We start from the raw sequence: 18,153 nt of genomic DNA, 5'->3' as shown, positions 1-18,153 counted from the left end.
CCGGCCCTGCGGCCGGGCAGCCGGTCCGCGTCCCTGCCCCGAGCCCTACCAGTAGTGCCGGCGCCCCGCGACCGCGTGCCCCATGGAGCCGAGGATCCACAGCACCGCGCCGATCACCACGAGGATGATGCCGATGGTCCACAGGATGGAGATCCCTGTGAGGAAGCCGATGATGAGCAGGATGACTCCGAGGGCGATCATGACGTGCCTCCTGTCGAAGTAACACTCCATATGTCCGTGTGCCCCGAAGCGAGGTGTCAAGCCACTCACCGAAGCAACAATTCAGGACAGATCCAAAACTTTAAATAAGTCTGAAGCAACAAATCTTGACGTCATCGATCGCGCTTCGTACGTTCCGCAACGGCCGCAACGAAGACGAACTCGGCTGGCACCCCACCCTGTCGGCAGCACGTCCCGTCCTTCGAGGAGCAGACGATGCGCGGAGTGAGATCTGCAGTCACCGGACCCTGGCCCGTAGCGGGACACGGACCCGGAACCGAAGCCACCACCGGCGCCGGGCCCAGGCCGCCGCGGCGCCCCCTCGCACGCGTGCGATCCCTGCTGGCCGTCCTGGCGCTCGTGCTCGGCGCCCTGGCCGGCCTGAGCGGCCCGGCCGAGGCCGCCGGCTCGCAGCCCTGCGACATCTACGGCGGGGCCGGCACCCCGTGCGTCGCCGCGCACAGCACGGTGCGCGCCCTCTACGGCGCCTACAACGGCCCCCTGTACCGGGTCACCAGGGCCTCGGACGGCGCCGCCACCGACATCGGACTGCTGTCGGCGGGCGGCTACGCGGACGCGGGCCGCCAGGACACCTTCTGCGGCGGAACGACCTGCCGCATCACCAAGATCTACGACCAGACCGCACGCCACAACGACCTGACCCCGGGACCCGCCGGAACCGCCGGCATGGGCGCGGACCGCGGGGCGGACGCCGGCGAGATCGCGGTCACCGCGGGCGGTCACAAGGTCTACGGCGTGTGGATCTCGCCCGGCGTCGGTTACCGCTACACCGGCGTGGCCTCGGGCGTCGCGGCGGACGGACAGCCCGAGGGCGCCTACATGGTGGCCAGCGGCACCCACGTCGGCTCGGCCTGCTGCTTCGACTACGGCAACGCCGAGAGCACACCCGCCGACACCGGCAACGGCCACATGGACGCGGTCAGCATCGCGACCACGTGCTACTTCGCGCCGTGCGCCGGTTCGGGGCCCTGGGTCGAGGCGGACCTGGAGAACGGCATGTTCCAGGGCGACAACGGCTCCAACACCGCCAACCGCGGCAACAACAGCGCGTACGTCACTGCGGTGCTCAAGAACGACGGCCGGACGAGATACGCCCTGAAGGGCGGCAACTCCCAGTCCGGCGCGCTGACCACGTGGTGGGACGGAGCGCTGCCGACCCGGGGCGGCTACCAGCCGATGCACCAGGAGGGCGGCATCATCCTCGGCACGGGCGGCGACAACAGCAACTGGAACATGGGCACGTTCTTCGAGGGCGTGATGGTCTCCGGCTATCCGACCGACGCGGCCGAGAACGCCGTGCAGGCCAACATCGTCTCGGTCGGCTACTCCGGCCGCACGGACGTGCCCAGCGGCCCCCAGGGCACGGTCACCGGCCCCGGTGGCAAGTGCGTCGACGTCGCGGCGGACGACACCGGCGTCAACGGCACCGCCGTACAGCTCTGGGACTGCCAGTCGTACGCCGAGGACCAGTTCTGGACCCACAACCCCGACGGGTCACTCGGCACGCTCGGCCGGTGCCTGGACATCAACGGCAACGGAACGGCGAACGGCACGAAGCTCGAACTGTGGGACTGCGACGGCGCCGGCGGCCAGAAGTGGGTGCAGCAGGCGGACGGTTCGCTGCTCAACCCGCAGTCGGGCCGCTGCCTCGACTCACCCAGCGGCGCCACCGCCAACGGCACCCGGCTGCAGATCTGGGACTGCAACGGCGCCTCGGCCCAGAAGTTCTCCGTCAACGGCGGCGCGCCGGTCGCCGGCCCCGGCGGCAAGTGCGTCGACGTCGCGGCGGACGACACCGGCGTCAACGGCGCCGCCGTACAGCTCTGGGACTGCCAGTCCTGGGCGGTCGACCAGCACTGGTTCCACCGCACCGACAACTCCCTGAGCACACTGGGGCGTTGCCTCGACATCGAGGGCAACGGAACGGCGAACGGCGCGAAGGCCGAGCTGTGGGACTGCGACGGCGCCGGCGGCCAGAAGTGGGTGCAGCAGTCCAACGGTTCGCTCCTGAACCCGCAGTCGGGCCGCTGCCTCGACTCGCCCAGCGGCGCCACCGCCAACGGCACCCGGCTGCAGATCTGGGATTGCAATGGATCGGAGGCACAGAAGTTCCGGCTCAACTGAGTGCACATCATGTGCAGGAAGAGTCACAAAGGCTCCTCCGGTGTTGTTTTTTGCTTTCAATCACTGCCGGGAGCTGCGGTTATACCCACGCGTTCCGTCGAGGGCGAGGGGATCTGGTGGAGGTGTGTGCGGGAGTGGCCTCCCTCCCGCACGCACGGGGTTGATCTGTGCGTGACAACTGGGCACGCTCCGAGACGCACCGGTCTTCGTCGCCGGTGCGTCCCCCCACTCAACCCCCCACACACGACGAGGAGATCCCTCTTGACGACCCATCAGCACCGCATGGGGAAGGCAAGGATCGCCACCGCGATCGCCTCCGTGACGGCCGTCGTCGGCACCGCCATGGCCGTATCGCCCACCGCCCACGCCGAACTCCCCGCCGAGGGCACGGTCTACGGGATGCACGCCCGGGGAGCGGTCGCCGGCAGCTACATCGTCCTGCTGGACCAGAAGGCGTCACAGGCGCGGAAGGCGGACCTGGCGGAACAGTACGGCGGCCGGCTCGGCCGCAGCTACGGATCGGCGGTCAACGGTTTCTCGGCCACGAGCCTCACCGAGACCGAGGCCAAGCGGCTGGCCGCCGATCCCGAGGTCTCGACCGTGGTCCAGAACAAGAAGTTCCACATAACCGCCGCTCAGGACAACCCGCCGTCCTGGGGTCTGGACCGGATCGACCAGGCCGACACGGCCGGCGACCACAAGTACACCTACCCCGACAAGGCCGGCGAAGGGGTGACCGCGTACGTCATCGACACCGGCGTACGCATCAGCCACAAGGACTTCGCGGGCCGCGCCTCCTACGGCTTCGACGCCGTCGACAACGACGACAGCGCCGACGACGGCAACGGCCACGGCACGCATGTCGCCGGGACCATCGCCGGTACCGCCCACGGTGTCGCCAAGAAGGCCAAGATCGTCGCCGTCAGAGTCCTCGACAACAACGGCTCCGGCACCACCGAGCAGGTCGTGGCCGGCATCGACTGGGTGACCAAGAATCACAAGGGCCCCTCCGTCGCCAACATGAGCCTCGGCGGCGGCGCCGACCCGGCACTCGACGCGGCGGTCGGCAAGGCCATCGCCGCCGGTGTCAGCTTCGCGGTCGCGGCCGGCAACGAGTCCACCGACGCCAAGAACAGCTCGCCCGCCCGGGTGCCCGAGGCCCTCACCGTCGCCTCCAGCACCAACGCCGACGCGCAGTCCGACTTCTCCAACTTCGGTTCCATCGTCGACCTTTACGCGCCCGGATCGGACATCACCTCGGACTGGAACGACAGTGACGAGGGGACCAAGACGATCTCCGGCACCTCCATGGCGACCCCGCACGTCACCGGTGCCGCCGCCGTCTACCTCGCCGGCCACCCGGACGCCACACCGGCTCAGGTCGCCACGGCCCTGACCGGCGGGGCGACCGCCGACAAGATCACCAATGCCGGCGGCGGAACACCCAACAAGCTGCTGAAGGTGACCGAGTAACGACACAGTCAGCGGCCCGGCGACCCCACTCGCCGGGCCGCTGACTGTTACTCACTTTCGGGTGAGGCGGGCACGAGGGGCCCCGGCGCGACCCACCGGACGACATCCTCACATGACTCATTCACCGCATTAATGGACATTACACCCGAGAGTCACGGAAATGTGCGTGAACCGTAACGGAGCTCGTGTGTCCGTCGGCGGTGCGGCCCGGGGACTGCACGGTGTGGCTGTGCGGCCGCCCGGCCGCCACCCGCACAACCCTGAGAAGGGGGACACCTTGTCCGCTTCTGTCTTCGTGACCACACGTCGTGTCGCTGCCGCCACCGTCGCCGCGGCGGCCGTCGTGGGCGCGGCGGCACTGCCGGCCTCGGCTGCCGACAACGGCCGCTCGCAGCGCGCACAGGTCGTCATCAGCGCCGTGCAGCACGGCTCCCACGTCCGCGACGCCCGCGCCTTGAACAGGGAGTGGGTCGAGATCACCAACGAGGGCCGCCGCGACGTCAACCTGAACGGCTGGACGCTGTCCGACGCGGACGGTCACACCTACGTCTTCCGCTACTACCGGCTCGAGGGCCGCGAGACCGTCCGCGTCCACACCGGTAACGGCCGGGACCGCGTCGGTGACGTCTACCAGGACCGCGGCCGCCAGGTGTGGGACAACAACGACACCGCGACCCTGCGCGACAGCCGCGGTCGCTACATCGACTCCGCCTCCTGGGGCAACGACCGCCACGGCCGCTGGGGCGGCGGCTACCGTGACCACCGCGGCGACGACCGTCGCGGCCGCTGGGACGACCGTCGTTACGACGACCGCGACCACCGTGGTGACCGTCGCGACGGCGACCGCGACCACCGCGGTGACCGCCGCCACGGCGGCTGGCACGGCAACCACCGCTGATCCGGTACTCGGCGGCGACCGACCTGCGGCGCGTCACTCACTCGAAGTGACGCGCCGCAGGCGGGTTTTCGTCGAATGCCCGGCGAATCGCCTTATTGCCCCCACAGGCCCCGTTCCAGCACACTGCGTGGTGACCAGGGGTGCCGAGGCCCGCGACACCCTCCGCAACCCGAGGACCGAGCAGGCCAGAGCCGAAGCACTGCGTTGTCTGGACGACATCATCGGCCTCGTCGGGAAGGAAGCCGAAGGGGCGCTGGCCGAAAGGCGCCCGGATACTGGAGGCTCCGCATCCAGGGGGCTGTGAGAGTGTCGCGGGCGCTCATCCCGCACGTGGCCACCACCACTGCCATCGCTCTGGTCTCCAGCGGCTCCGGCGGACCCTTCACCGCAGCTTTTTCGACGGTTGGGACCTCGATAGCGGCCCTTCTGCTGCCGACCGCGAAAGACCTGAGGGATCTGTTCCCGGCGTAGGCGGCCCGTGAGCCCGACCCGCGGGGCCCGGGCGCCCGCCTCCGGCGCCCGGACCCTGAGTCACGTCATGCCGCGAGCGCGTGGCCCGGATGCAGCACGACCTTCGTGTAGCCCTCGATCCGCTTGTCGAACTTCTCGTACGCCCCAGGCGCGTCCTCGAGCGGCAGCTCGTGCGAGACCACGAAACTGGGCTTGGCGCGCCCGGCGATGATCATGTCGCGCAACTGGCGGTTGTACCGCTTGACGTTGCACTGGCCGGTGCCCATCTGCTGGCCCTTCTCGAACATCCGGCCGATGGAGACCAGCAACTGGCCGTGCTTGGCGTGCTCGTCGGGACCGCCCGGGTCGGACGGCACATACAGGCCGGGCACGCCGAGCATGCCGGTGGGCCGTACCGTCTCGACAAGGGTGTTGAGGACGACGGCGGGCTCCTCGTGGCTGACGTCCTTGTGGGACGTGGCCTGGTAGCCGACGGCGTCCACGCCCTTGTCGGTGCCCTCGCCCCCGGTCTGTTCCTTGATCTGCTCGGCCGGGTCGCCCTTGGTGAAGTCGATGGGTATGGCACCGATCTCCGCCGCCTTGGCGAGCCGCTCGGGCACCCGGTCCACCGAGAAGACCTTGGACGCACCGCGCAGCAGTGCCGAGTAGGCGGCCATCAGGCCGACCGGACCGGCACCGAACACGGCCACGGACTCACCGGGCGACACCTGTGCCAGCTCACAGCCGTGATACCCGGTCGGGAAGATGTCGGCGAGCAGCACGAAGTCCGTCTCGAACTCCTCACCCGGCGGCAGCTTCAGGCAGTTGAAGTCGGCGAACGGGACCCGCAGCCGCTCCGCCTGGCCACCGACGTAGGGGCCCATCGCGACATAGCCGTACGCTCCGCCCGCGAACCCGGGATTCACCGTCAGGCAGAACCCCGTCTTCCCGGCAAGACAGTTCTTGCAGAACCCGCAGGCCACGTTGAACGGCATCACGACACGGTCGCCCTTGGACAGGGAGGCCACGCCGCTTCCGACCTCCTCGACGATGCCGAGATTCTCGTGGCCGAAGACGATGCCGGCTTCGGCGGCCGTACGGCCCTCGTACATGTGCAGGTCGGACCCGCAGATCGCGGTCGACGTGACCCGTACGATCACGTCGTTCGGGTGCTGTATCTGCGGATCGTCGACGTCCCTCACCGTCACGTTGAACGGCTTCTCATAGACGACGGCTTTCACCTTCGGTCACCTCCGCGTGGAACGCCGGACGGCGGCGGCGACGGGCCGCTCCGGAGGGCATCACAGACGAGCCTGTGGCCGCGCCCCGCGGGCCCCGCGGAGTACTCGCCGCGCTGCTGAACACTTCCAGCAAACGCCCGCTCGGCCCGATCCGCAAAGGCACGCGTCCGGCCGACCGAGGGACCGGTGCGCGCCAACTCCATTGCCCCGGAGACAACATTGATCACGAAAGAGCGACTTTCACCGTTCTGAAGCAACTGTGCACACCCTTCACCAGTCACACACGTGCAAGTCACACAGCACGAACCACCAGGACAGACCATGAGCCAGCAGCAGTACCCCCAGCCCGAGCAGCCGGGCCACGGCGCCCCGCAGGGCCAGCCCGGCTACGGCGCCCCGCGGGGCCAGCCCGGCTACGGCGCCCCGCGGGGCCAGCCCGGCTACGGCCCCCCGCAGGGCCAGCCCGGCTGGGGCGGCCCGCAGCAGGGCTGGGGCACGCCCCCGCCCCAGCCGCCGAAGAAGTCCGGCGCGGGCAAGATCATCGGGCTCGGCTGCCTAGGCGTCGTCGCTCTCTTCGTCGTGATCGGCATCATCGGGGCGATCCTCGGCGGTGGCGACGACAAGGCCGGCTCCGGCAAGGGCGGCGCCCCGGCCGCCTCGGCGTCCGAGAAGGCAGGCACCTCCAGGGAGGGCGCCTCGAAGGACTCCGAGCCGGCCGCGAAGGCCGCGCCCGTGAAGATCACGGCCAAGAAGGCCGCCTTCGCCAAGAGCATCCTCGCCGACGGCAGCGACTACACCAGCGTGTCGATCACCATCGCCAACAACGGCGACGAGAAGCTCAGCGTCAACCCGCTCTACTTCTCCGTCACCGACACCCACGGCACCAAGCACACGGCCGAACTCGGCGTGGACGACAACCAGATCGACACGGTCGACCTGGCCCCGGGCGAGAACATCTCCGGCACCGTCACCGGCAAGGGCGGCTTCACCGCGAAGTACGTGACGTACACGGAGAACCTCATCGGCGACCCGATCCGGGCCGACGTCTCCTGACCCGGCGACCCCATCCACGGCGACGCGCGACGCGGCCCGCCGTGGATGCGGCTCTCGCGACGGGGGGGACAGGGCGTTCCCGCCGGGTGGTCCACAACCACCGTTGAAGTCGACGATCTTGGGCACGCGTAGCCGGGTGATCTTCGTCGTCGTTTCCCGGAGGGAAGCCCAGCATGACCGTCCCCGCGCGCCCTTTCCGTCCCGTCGACCGTGACCGGCGGCGCTTCGATCTGCGGACGACCGCCATGTTCTTCGTCCTGCTCGCGATCATTCTGTGCGTCATGAGCTTCGTGGCCCGTACCGCGGTCGATATCGTCGAGCGCCGTCCGTTCTGGGCCTGTTCACTGGCCCTGGTGAGCCTCGCGGCGGCGCTGATGGGCCGCTCACGGTGGCGGCGTCTGTCCGTCGCGAGATGTGCGCGCCGCGCCACCGAGACCCTGGAGGCGGCGGCCGAGAAGGCGTCCGACACGCTGCGCGCCCCCGCCCCGGCCCGGATTCCGGCTCCGGCCGAGTCGATCGAGGGGCGAGCCGCGGTAGCGGCGCCGGCCCCGCCGTTCGGCGTACCGAGCGAGGCCGACAGCCCGGGTGCGGAGGTCATGTACCCCGGCACCGGGCCGCTCGGGCCCGGTGGCGAGGAGGCGACCGTCCCCCTCGACGACGTGGTCGATCACGCCGAGCTCGACCCCGACGCCTTCGAACAGGCCATAGCCGATCTGTGCGCCCGTGACGACTGCCGGCAGGTGGAAGTGGTCGGCGGCGCGGGCGACTTGGGCGCGGACGTCACAGCGGTCACCCCGGACGGCCGGCGGGTGGTCATCCAGTGCAAGCGCTACTGCGACACCAACAAGGTCGGCTCGCAGGACATGCAGCGCTTCGGCGGTACCTGCTTCACCGTCCACGAGGCCGACATAGCGGTGGTGGTCACGACGAGCGACTTCACGGCACCGGCCCTCGAGTACGCCCAGCAGTGCGGGATCCTGTGCGTCAACGGCGCGGAGCTGAGTGCCTGGACCGACGGCACCGGACCCTGCCCCTGGGAGCTCGCGGAACCCGGCGTCTGACGGGCGGTGGAGCACGCCGCGGTGCCGAGGACGCCTCCGCTAGTCGCTTTCGGACTCCAGGACGCGACGGGCAGCCTCGGCCTCCGCGGCCGGCGGGGACAGCTCGTCGAGGGTGTCGAGTTCGGTGTCCGCCTCCAGCTCCCGTTCCCAGGCCGCCGCGAGCCGCTCCTGCTCCTCGCGGGGCCTGGCGGCCACGGCCTCCCGGTGCTCCGGGTCCAGGGCCACGAGGAAACGTCCCACCGGGTCCGTCGGCATACCGTGCTCCTTGTTCGCCGGGAAGGGGCAGCTCGCGCTCCAGCATGGCCAACGGGTCCCACGCCGGCCGCCCGACACGGCCTGCGACCACCCTGATGGCCCCGCCGCCGTCCCGCCCTGGCACGGAGCCCCGCCGCCGCTCCTCCGGCACCCGCCGCAGCTCACCGGCGCCCGGCTGGATCCGCTGCCGCGGCACCCGGGGGCTCATCGCCCGAGCCACCCGAATCCACCGGACCACCCGCACCGACCGCGCCCACCAGCCCGACAGGGCCACCCGGCTCGCCCCGACCGGTGGCCGCCGGCCCCCGCCGCCGGCCCATGTCGCCGCCGGCCGTCCTCGCCGCGGATGCGTGCCCACCGGCCCGCTCCGCATGGAGCCGCTCCGCCAGGCCGCCGCACCAGCCCGCCCCGCATGGAGCCGCCCCACCAGACCGCTCCGCCAGGCCGCCGCACCAGCCCGCCCCGCATGGAGCCGCCCCACCAGGCCGCCGCACTCGCCCGCCCCGCACCGAGCCGCCCTCACTAGCGGGCCCCGCACGGAGCCCCCCCGGCGGCAGCCCGGCTCAGGGGCCCGTGAGGACCACGAGCTGCCCGGTCGCCCGGGTCATGGCGACATAGCGGTCCACCGCACCCTCGACCCCGTCGCCGAACTCCGCCGGATCGACCAGGACGACCAGGTCGAACTCGAGCCCCTTCGCCAGCTCCGGGGTCAGTGACCGCACACGGGACGTCGCCCGGAAGGCGGGATCCCCGATGACACAGGCGATGCCGTCGGCGTGGGCGGCGAGCCAGGCGTCCAGGACCGCGCCCAGGTCCGCCCTCGGCCCGTGCATGACCGGGACCCCGGTGCCGCGGACGGAGACCGGCACGTTGGCGTCCGGCAGCACGGCCCGGATGACCGGCTCGGCCACGGCCATGATTTCCCGCGGGGTGCGGTAGTTGATGCTCAACGAGGCCTGCTCGATCCGGTCGAACCCGATCCGCTCGAGCCGTTCCCGCCACGACTCGCTGAACCCCTGCCGGGCCTGGGCGCGGTCCCCGACGATGGTGAAACTCCGGGAAGGGCAGCGCAGCAGCAGCATCTGCCACTGCGCGTCGGTCAGTTCCTGGGCCTCGTCCACCACGATGTGCGCGAACGGGCCCGCGAGCAGGTCGGGTTCGGTGGCGGGCAGCTCGGACTCGTCGACCAGGTTCCGCCGCAGGTCCGCCCGGCGCAGCTGTGTCACCAGGCCCTCGCCGTCGTCATCGGCCTCGACCAGGCTGTCGACGACCTGCGCCATGCGTGCGCTCTGGGCGGCCAGAGCGGCCTCCTGCCTGCGCCTGCGCCGCGAGGCCTCCGGATCGCCGAGCCGCTGCCGAGCCGCGTCCAGGAGCGGCAGGTCGGACACCGTCCAGGCCCGTGCGTCCGCGCGCTGCAGCCTGCGGACCTCCTCGCGGCTCAGCCAGGGCGCGCACAGTCGCAGGTAGGCGGGGACCGACCACAGGTCCGCGACGAGGTCGGCCGCCTCGAGCAGCGGCCACGCGCGGCCGAAGGCGGTGAGCAGGTCCCTGTCGCGGCCCAGTGCGGTGCGCAGCGCCTCGGCCGGGGCGCCGCCGCCGTGCTTGTCCACCAGGATCGTGAGCAGCTCCGCCCAGACCTGGTCGCGGGCCTCGTTGTGCGGGGTGCCGGGATCCGCCGACTCGAACGCCACGGCCCAGTCGCCGGCGCCCACCCGGACGTCGGACCAGGGGGTCGTGATCGTCATCTCCTCGGCCGGCGGCTCCTCGTAGAACCTGACGGCCGTCTCGATCGCCCTCACCATGTCCGCCGACGACTTCAGGCGGGCCACGTCCGGATCGGCCTCGGTCCCCGCCTCCGCCCCCTCGGCGACGAGGTCCCGCAGGGTGCAGGTCTGCACCCCCTCCTCACCGAGGCTGGGCAGGACGTCCGAGACGTAGGCGAGGTAGGGCCGGTGCGGGCCGACGAACAGCACGCCTCCCCGGCGGTGCCCCAGGCGGGGGTCGGAGTACAGCAGATAGGCGGACCGGTGCAGGGCGACGACCGTCTTCCCCGTTCCCGGACCACCGTCGACCACGAGAGCACCCCGCGATCCCGCACGGATGACGGCGTCCTGGTCGGCCTGGATGGTGCCGAGCACGTCCCGCATCCGCGCCGACCGGTTGCCGCCGAGGCTCGCGACGAAGGCGGACTGGTCGTCGAGCGCGGCGTGCCCGGCGAAACCGTCCGCCGCGAACACCTCGTCCCAGTAGTCGCCGATCCGGCCGCGGGACCAGCGGTACCTGCGGCGGCTCGCCAGCCCCATCGGGTTGGCGTGGGTGGCTCCGAAGAACGGCTCGGCCGCGGGGGAGCGCCAGTCCACCAGCAGCCGGCGCCCCTCGCTGTCCGTCAGGCCCAGCCGGCCGACGTACACCGGCTCGGGGCTGTCCGTACCGACCATGCGGCCGAGGCAGAGGTCGAGTCCGAAGCGCCGCAGCGCGCGCAGCCGAGCGGTCAGCCGGTGGATCTCCGCGTCCCGGTCCATCGCCTGCCGGCCCGCGCCACCGGGCGCCCTGCGCTCGGCGTCGAGGCGTTCGGAGACCTCGGCGATCGACTGCGCGAGCGCCTCGGAGACGGCCGAGAAATGCCGCTCGTCGTCGGCGATCAGCCGCGGATCGGCCTTCGCGGAAAGGCGGTCGGGGAGGTCGAACGCACTGGTGGTCAGGGGGTTCAGGATGATCAGCTCCGCATTTCCGGACCGCGGCCGCACCGAGCGCGCCGGCACCGGTTGGGCGTGCTCACACGCACCGATGCCGGCCACACCGGCCGGGCTTCGCGATTCCTGTGTTTCCGCAGGTTGTGGCTTCGGCCGGCAATTGTGCGGTACGGCGGGGGCCTTGCCGCAAGCCCCCTGGTGCGCTATAAGTTGAGAGTGGAAAGGACTGGGAAACCTCCTTTCCCTTTCTTTTTGCCCGCTTCCTTTTCCCGGTCGGCGCGCGGTCCGCCTCCTCGGTCCGCCTCCTCGCGGGCACCCTGACCGCTGCGCGTGCCGGGCACCGGACGGTGCGGGATTCTGTAAGCGTGTGTGGTGCCCCAGCCGGCCGCATCCCCGCGGCCTACGCCGCCTCGGGCCGCCGAGCGGTACGGGTGACGCTGGTCGCCGCGGCAGGATTCTTCGTCTACCGCTACGGCCTGGGCCTCCCCGTCGCGGCGACGTACGCCCTGTTCTCCGCCGTGGCGCTGGGCGGGTTGTCCAGGATCCCCGGCACCGGACGGCAGCGGGCCGCGACCGGACTGCGCGCGCTGCCGGTGTGCTGGCTGCTGGTGATCGTCGGCACCTGTCTGTCGGTGCGGACCTGGAGCGCCGTCGCCGGCATGCTGATCGTGGGCTTCGTCCTCGCCTTCACGGCCGTGGGCGGTCCCCGCCCGGCCGGCGCGGCTCCAGGCCTGCAACTGCTGTACATCCTGCCCTCCTTCCCGCCGTACGATCCCGGCTCGCTCGGCGAACGTCTGCTCGGTACGACGACGGGGCTGGCCCTGCTCATCGCCGCCGAGGCGCTGCTCCTCCCCGAGCCCTCACCGCCGTCGTACCGGGAGCGGGCCGCCCACGCCGCACGGACCGCGGCCCACTGCGCGACCCTGCTGGCCGCGCCCCCGTACGCCCTGACCGGAGCGGACTGCGGGGCCGCCCGGGAGGCCGGTGCGGCGCTGCGGCCCCTGACCGTGCCGGAGGCGGAACGCCCCGCCGGACCGGGGCTGCGCGACCGCGCCCTCGCCCACACCGGCCTGGCCACCCGGACCCTGCTCAGCCGGCTGGCACAACTGACCACCCTGCCCGGCGACGACCAGGGCCCCCGGGTGACCGCCGTCCTGCGCGCGGTGGCGGGCCTGTCCACCGGGACCGCGAACAGCCTCGGATCGGGGCCGGCGCCCGTTGCCGCCTACGAGGAACTGGCCGCGGCCCGTGCCCACCTGGCGGCCACGTCCGCCGGCCCCGCGCCCGCCGAGGCCGCTGCCACGGGCGGCGCGCACCCGCCGGTCTTCCCGCCCGCCGTACTGCGCCGGCACGCGGCCGTACTGGAGATCGCCGACGCCGCGCTGGCCATGGCCACGGCGGCCGACCTCGCGGTACGGGGCCGGCGGGCGTCGGTGCCGGTGCCACCGGCCCGCTTCTGGTACGCCACGAGCCGGGCTCCGACGCTGTGGTGGCACCGGGTGCGCGGCCATGCGGGGCGCCGGTCGGTGTTCTTCCAGAACGCGGTGCGCATCGCCCTGGCCCTGACCGCCGCCCGGCTCATCGCCGGTGTGGACACGCTGCCCCATGGATTCTGGGCGATGCTGGCCACGCTCACCCTCACCCGGACCACCATGGACGAGACCTGGAGCACCATCCGCCGGGCGCTCGGGGGCACCCTGGCCGGAGCGTTGCTGACCGCCGGACTGCTGACCCTGGTGGGTGCCCACACCGAGATCTACGCCGCCGTACTCCCGCTGTGGATGCTCCTCGCCTTCACCCTCGGCCCGGTCAAGGGCGTCGGCTGGGCCCAGGGCCTGTTCACGGTGCTCGTGGCCCTGGTCTTCGCCCAGCTCGCGCCGCCGACCTGGCGGCTGGCCGAGGTCCGCCTGCTGGACGTGCTGGTCGGCAGCGCGATCGGGGCGGTGTTCGGCCTGCTCGCGTGGCCCCGCGGCGCTCACGACGAGCTGCGCCACGCGGCGGCGGAACTCCTGCGCAGGGCGGCCGAGATCGTGGTGGCGACAAGCGCCGACGTGGCGGCCGGGGGCCCGGTGGCCGCCGCGCCGCTCGCGGTGTCCGGCCACCGCTCGCTGCACCGGGCGGTCATCCTCGCCGAGTCCGCCTACGCCCAGTTCCAGAGTGAGCCGACGCTCTTCGGGGGGCGGGGGAGAGGGGCGGCGCTGCCGACGGTGGACTGGCAGGCCGCACTCATCGCCGGGCACCACACCCTGTGGGGGTCCGAACGGCTGCTGGAGCCGCCGGCCGCCGCGCTGGGCCCGGCCGCCGCCGAGTCGGCCGCCGGACTCGGGGACCGGGTGGCCGGGCGGATGCTGCTCGTCTCGGCGGCGCTCGACCCCGGGTGCGACACCCCGGCCGCCCCGGTGCCCCGTCTCGACCCCGCCCTCGCGGGACTCACCGCGGAGCCGCCCGGCGCCCCCCGGCTGTACTACGCGACCCTCTCGTGGCTGAGCGCGCTGATGACCGACCTGGCCCGCATCCCACGCACCGGCCCCGCACCCGAGCCCGCGACGAAGACCGCGGCACGGGCCCGCGACTAGCGAAATCCGCCCGCCTTGCGCCACGGCGGCGGCCGGTCAGGAAAGAAGCGGTTGCGTGAGCCGTCCGGGCGCGTGGATGATCCATTCGAGGCCGGTCACCCACATCCGGTCGCCAGAACCGTTCCACAGGAAGGGAAACCCCCATGCCCGAGCTGGACGAACGCTTCGACGTCGTGGTCCTCGGAGCGGGACCCGGCGGCTATGTCGCCGCCGTCCGCGCCGCGCAGCTGGGCAAGCGCGTCGCCGTCGTCGAGGAGAAGTACTGGGGCGGTGTCTGCCTGAACGTGGGATGCATCCCGAGCAAGGCGCTGCTGCGCAACGCCGAGCTGGCGCACATCTTCACGCGCGAGGCGAAGACCTTCGGCATCAAGGTCGACGGAAAGGTCTCCTTCGACTTCGGCGAGGCCTTCCGCCGCAGCCGCAAGGTCGCCGACGGCCGCGTCAAGGGCGTCCACTACCTGATGAAGAAGAACGGGATCACGGAGTTCGACGGCCGCGGCACCTTCCTCGACCCGCACACACTGGAGGTCGCGGGTTACGACGGCTCGACGAGCACCATCGGCTTCGACCACTGCGTCATCGCCACCGGCGCCACCCCCAAGCTGCTCCCCGGCACCCGCCGCACCTCCCGGGTGGTGACCTACGAGGAGCAGATCCTCGCCGAGGAACTGCCGCAGTCCATCGTCATCGCGGGCGCCGGGGCCATCGGCGTGGAGTTCGCGTACGTCCTGCACAACTACGGCGTCAAGGTCACCATCGTCGAGTTCCTGGACCGCATGACCCCGCTCGAGGACGCCGAGGTGTCCGCGGAGCTCGCCCGCCAGTACCGCAGGCTGGGCATCGACGTGCTGACCTCCGCCCGGGTCGACGCCATCGACGAGTCGGGTCCGCAGGTGCGGGTCACCGTCACCGCCAAGGACGGATCACAGCAGGTCCTGGAGGCCGACAAGGTCCTGCAGGCGATCGGATTCGCCCCGAACGTCGAGGGCTACGGCCTGGACAAGGCCGGCGTACGGGTCACCGAGCGCGGCGCGATCGACGTCGACGGCCGCTGCCGCACCTCAGTGCCGCACATCTTCGCCATCGGTGACGTCACCGCCAAGCTGATGCTCGCGCACGCCGCCGAGGCGATGGGCATCGTCGCCGCCGAGACCCTCGCCGACGCGGAGACCATGGAGCTCGACTACGCGATGATCCCGCGCGCGACCTACTGCCAGCCCCAGGTCGCCAGCTTCGGCTACACCGAGGCCCAGGCCCGCGAGCTCGGGCACGACGTCAAGGTCGCCAAGTTCCCCTTCACCGCGAACGGCAAGTCGCACGGTCTCGGCGACGCCACGGGCTTCGTGAAACTGATCAGCGACGCCAAGTACGGCGAGCTCCTCGGCGGCCACCTGATCGGCCCGGACGTCACCGAGCTGCTGCCCGAGCTGACCCTGGCCCAGCAGTGGGATCTGACGGTCCATGAGGTGGCGCGCAATGTGCACGCCCATCCGACCCTGGGCGAGGCCGTCAAGGAGGCCGTGCACGGCCTGGCCGGCCACATGATCAACATGTGAGAGCGGGCCGCGGCCACGATCCGGAGATCGTGACCGCGGCCCGGCCCGTCCCTCATGGGTCGGTTGAACGCCCGGTTCCCGTCGGGTCAGTTGAGCGCCGGCGGTCGTTCCTGGGCGTTGGTCCCCCACTCTGACGGCTCGGCGCCGACCGTGAACGCCAGCGACCGCATGCCACGCAGCTCACTCGTCGTCACGTAGGTGCGGCCGTACGGGGCGCCGTCGACGCGCGCCGACTGGATGTAGCGGCTGCCGTCGGAGGTACCGGGCGCTGTCACGGTGAGCGACCCGTGCGGGTAGTAGCGGCGGTCCAGCGTGAGGTCGACCCGTTCGAAGACGGGCGTGGACAGGCCCCAGGTGTCGTAGCCGGGCTGTACGGGGAAGACACCGATCGACGACAGCACGTTCCACGCGGACATGGTGCCGAGGTCGTCGTTGCCGGTCATGCCGGTCGGGGTGTCCGTGAAGAGGGTCAGCGCGGCATGCACCACATCGGTGGTCTTCCAGGGCTGGCCGGTCGAGAGGTAGGTGTACGGGGCGATGAGGTCAGGCTCGTTCTGCGGGTTGTACTTGTCCGCGTTGTAGTAGTCGTACGGGCCGTTCACCCACACCTCGCGGGCGGTCTCCGCGGGGTCCTTGACCAGTTTGTCGTAGGCGAAGAAGGAGTCCAGCCGCTCGTTGGCCGCCTGCTTGCCGCCGATCAGGCCGACCATGCCCGGCAGATCCTGCGGCACGAGCCACTGGTACTGCCAGGAAGTGCCCTCGTGGAACCCCTCGCTCTGCGCCGGATCGGCCGGACCGGTGAAGGCGCCGGAGGCGTCGCGCGCACGGAAGAAGCCGGTCGAGGAGTCGAAGATCCGGCGGTAGTTCTGGGCCCGGGCCGCGTAGCGCGCGGCGTCCGCGTCATGACCGAGGTCGCGGGCCATCTCGGCGAGCATCGCGTCCGACAGGGCGTACTCCAGCGTCGCCGAGGCACCGTGGTCGTAGTCCGAGTCGCCCGGCTTCACGTGCGGGCGGCCCTTGACGTAGGGCGCGAAACCGTCCGCGACGTACTCCTTGTTGGCCTCGCGGCCCACCGCCGGTGAGTCGGCCGGCGGTACCCCGTCGGCGTTCTTCCTGAGGGCGCGGTAGGCCCGGTCCTCGTAGCCCTTGAGCAGGCCCTGCTGGTAGGCGTTGGTGAGGAACGGGGTGACCGGGTCGCCGGTCATGATGTTCGTCTCGACCGTGCCGTAGCCCCACTTGGGCAGCCAGCCGCTCTCCTCGTCGATCCGGATCACCGATATCGCCATGTCCCGTGCCTCACGCGGGGCGAGCAGGGACAGCAGCTGTGACTGGGTGCGGTAGGTGTCCCACAGCGACCAGTTCTGGTAGTACGTGAAGTCCCGGGCGCGGTGGATCCTCTGGTCCCAGCCGGTGTACCGGCCGTCGGTGTCGCTGCCGATGTTGGGGGCGAGGAAGGACCGGTACAGTGACGAGTAGAACGTGCGCCGCAGCGTCTCGCTCCCGCCCCGCACGCGTACGTCGTCGAGCCGGTCCTCCCAGGCGCGCTGTGCGACGGCGTGCACCTGCTGGAACGAACGGCCGCCCTCGGCGCGGAGGTTGAGCGCGGCGCCGTGGGCGTCCACGTACGACAGGGCGGTCGTGGCCTCGACGGTCCGGTCCTTGCTCGTGTCGAAGCGGACGTACGCGCCGTCCCGGCCGCTCTTCGAACCGTCGCTGACGATGGAGCCGTTCCAGGTGCCGAACGCGGTGAACGGGCGGTCGAACCGGGTGATCGTGTACACCGTGTACGGCTTGGTGTCCTGGCAGAACCCGCTGCCGGTGATCGCGGTGCGCACGGTGTGGTCGTCCAGGACCTCGACCCTGGTGGACTGCGTCCGGTGCAGCGACTGACCGGCGTTGAGCAGCACGTTGGCCTTGTCGGTGGCGGGGAAGGTGTAGCGCTGTACACCGGTGCGCGCGGTCGCTGTCAGCTCGGCGTCGATGCCGGTCTTCAGCCCCACCTTGTAGTAGCCGGGGCTCGCCTGCTCCGTGTCGTGGCTGAACTCGGCCTGGTACTTGGCGTAGTCGGTCGATGTGATGTCGCCTGTGGTCGGCAGGACGGGCAGGTCACCGCCCAGCCCGCAGCCCACGCCCGAGAGATGGACGAGCGAGAAGCCCCGGATGTGGTTCTGGGCGTAGTCGTAACCGGTGTTGTGCCCGGTGTCCGGCGACAGTTGCACCATCCCGAAGGGCACGGCCGCACCCGGGTAGGTGTTGCCCTCGTTCTGGGTGCCGATGAACGGATTAACGAGGGCGGTCAGCCGGCCGTCCGGTGCGGCGGCCGCCTGGGCCGTGGGCGCGGCGACGGCGGCGCCGATCAGCGCCGCCGTCGCGACCACCGTGCCCGCGACGCGTAGGCGCCGGCTCCAACTCGTGCGCGGATGAGTCCCACTCATGGGCGCGTACGCCTCCCGAGGCTAGACAACGTTGTCAGATCACACAGCGCGCCCATTCTTTGTGTTGTACGTGTACGCGTCAAGAGTGTCGACGAAGG

General features: G+C 71.3%; 12 protein-coding genes. 7 read left to right on the top strand and 5 right to left on the bottom strand.

Translation table 11 applies throughout. The features are described from left to right. Nucleotides 1-45 precede the first annotated feature (45 nt). Nucleotides 46-201: a DUF6131 family protein gene (locus tag ACZ6B1_RS27945; RefSeq protein ID WP_250402800.1), complete on the bottom strand. Its 156-nt coding sequence runs from the start codon at nucleotides 199-201 to the stop codon at nucleotides 46-48. A 348-nt stretch (nucleotides 202-549) separates the two neighbouring features. Between ACZ6B1_RS27945 and ACZ6B1_RS27940 the strand changes: the two genes are divergently transcribed. The 3 genes from ACZ6B1_RS27940 to ACZ6B1_RS27930 all read left to right on the top strand — a co-directional run bounded on the left by ACZ6B1_RS27940 (nucleotide 550) and on the right by ACZ6B1_RS27930 (nucleotide 4,735). Further along, nucleotides 550-2,364: an arabinofuranosidase catalytic domain-containing protein gene (locus tag ACZ6B1_RS27940; RefSeq protein WP_468782796.1), complete on the top strand. Its 1,815-nt coding sequence runs from the start codon at nucleotides 550-552 to the stop codon at nucleotides 2,362-2,364. A gap of 342 nt (nucleotides 2,365-2,706) precedes the next feature. Continuing rightward, nucleotides 2,707-3,837, top strand: a complete 1,131-nt coding sequence (locus ACZ6B1_RS27935; RefSeq protein ID WP_468783105.1) for a S8 family peptidase — start codon at nucleotides 2,707-2,709, stop codon at nucleotides 3,835-3,837. Nucleotides 3,838-4,132: 295 nt separating this feature from the next. Next, nucleotides 4,133-4,735, top strand: a complete 603-nt coding sequence (locus ACZ6B1_RS27930; RefSeq protein WP_468782795.1) for a lamin tail domain-containing protein — start codon at nucleotides 4,133-4,135, stop codon at nucleotides 4,733-4,735. A 536-nt stretch (nucleotides 4,736-5,271) separates the two neighbouring features. Here the strand turns inward: ACZ6B1_RS27930 and ACZ6B1_RS27925 are convergent. Next, nucleotides 5,272-6,426: a glutathione-independent formaldehyde dehydrogenase gene (locus ACZ6B1_RS27925; RefSeq protein ID WP_468782794.1), complete on the bottom strand. Its 1,155-nt coding sequence runs from the start codon at nucleotides 6,424-6,426 to the stop codon at nucleotides 5,272-5,274. 321 nt (nucleotides 6,427-6,747) lie between these two features. On the opposite strand from ACZ6B1_RS27925, the gene ACZ6B1_RS27920 reads away from it, so the two are divergent. Then, complete coding sequence (locus ACZ6B1_RS27920; protein WP_468782793.1) at nucleotides 6,748-7,479, top strand: DUF4352 domain-containing protein; 732 nt, start codon at nucleotides 6,748-6,750, stop codon at nucleotides 7,477-7,479. A gap of 173 nt (nucleotides 7,480-7,652) precedes the next feature. Then, nucleotides 7,653-8,540, top strand: coding sequence for a restriction endonuclease (locus tag ACZ6B1_RS27915; protein WP_468782792.1), 888 nt, complete (start codon nucleotides 7,653-7,655; stop codon nucleotides 8,538-8,540). Nucleotides 8,541-8,579: 39 nt separating this feature from the next. Here ACZ6B1_RS27915 and ACZ6B1_RS27910 read toward each other — a convergent pair whose 3' ends face one another. Both ACZ6B1_RS27910 and helR read right to left on the bottom strand, forming a co-directional pair. Next, nucleotides 8,580-8,795: a hypothetical protein gene (locus ACZ6B1_RS27910; protein ID WP_468782791.1), complete on the bottom strand. Its 216-nt coding sequence runs from the start codon at nucleotides 8,793-8,795 to the stop codon at nucleotides 8,580-8,582. Between the two features lie 563 nt (nucleotides 8,796-9,358). Continuing rightward, nucleotides 9,359-11,506 carry an RNA polymerase recycling motor ATPase HelR gene (helR, locus tag ACZ6B1_RS27905; protein ID WP_468783104.1) on the bottom strand — a complete coding sequence of 716 codons (2,148 nt, stop codon included), beginning with the start codon at nucleotides 11,504-11,506 and terminating at the stop codon, nucleotides 9,359-9,361. Nucleotides 11,507-11,853: 347 nt separating this feature from the next. Between helR and ACZ6B1_RS27900 the strand changes: the two genes are divergently transcribed. Both ACZ6B1_RS27900 and lpdA read left to right on the top strand, forming a co-directional pair. Next, the gene (locus ACZ6B1_RS27900; protein ID WP_468782790.1) at nucleotides 11,854-14,064 is read left to right on the top strand and encodes an FUSC family protein; all 2,211 of its coding nucleotides are present in this window, start codon (nucleotides 11,854-11,856) and stop codon (nucleotides 14,062-14,064) included. Nucleotides 14,065-14,207: 143 nt separating this feature from the next. Then, entirely contained in the window at nucleotides 14,208-15,620 is a 1,413-nt protein-coding gene (gene lpdA, locus ACZ6B1_RS27895) for a dihydrolipoyl dehydrogenase (protein WP_468782789.1), read from the top strand. Between the two features lie 86 nt (nucleotides 15,621-15,706). Here lpdA and ACZ6B1_RS27890 read toward each other — a convergent pair whose 3' ends face one another. Then, entirely contained in the window at nucleotides 15,707-18,055 is a 2,349-nt protein-coding gene (locus tag ACZ6B1_RS27890; protein WP_468782788.1) for a GH92 family glycosyl hydrolase, read from the bottom strand. Nucleotides 18,056-18,153 lie beyond the last annotated feature (98 nt).

The organism is Streptomyces sp. NPDC041129 (assembly GCF_055592265.1).
This window is presented reverse-complemented; position numbering and strand designations above follow the sequence as displayed.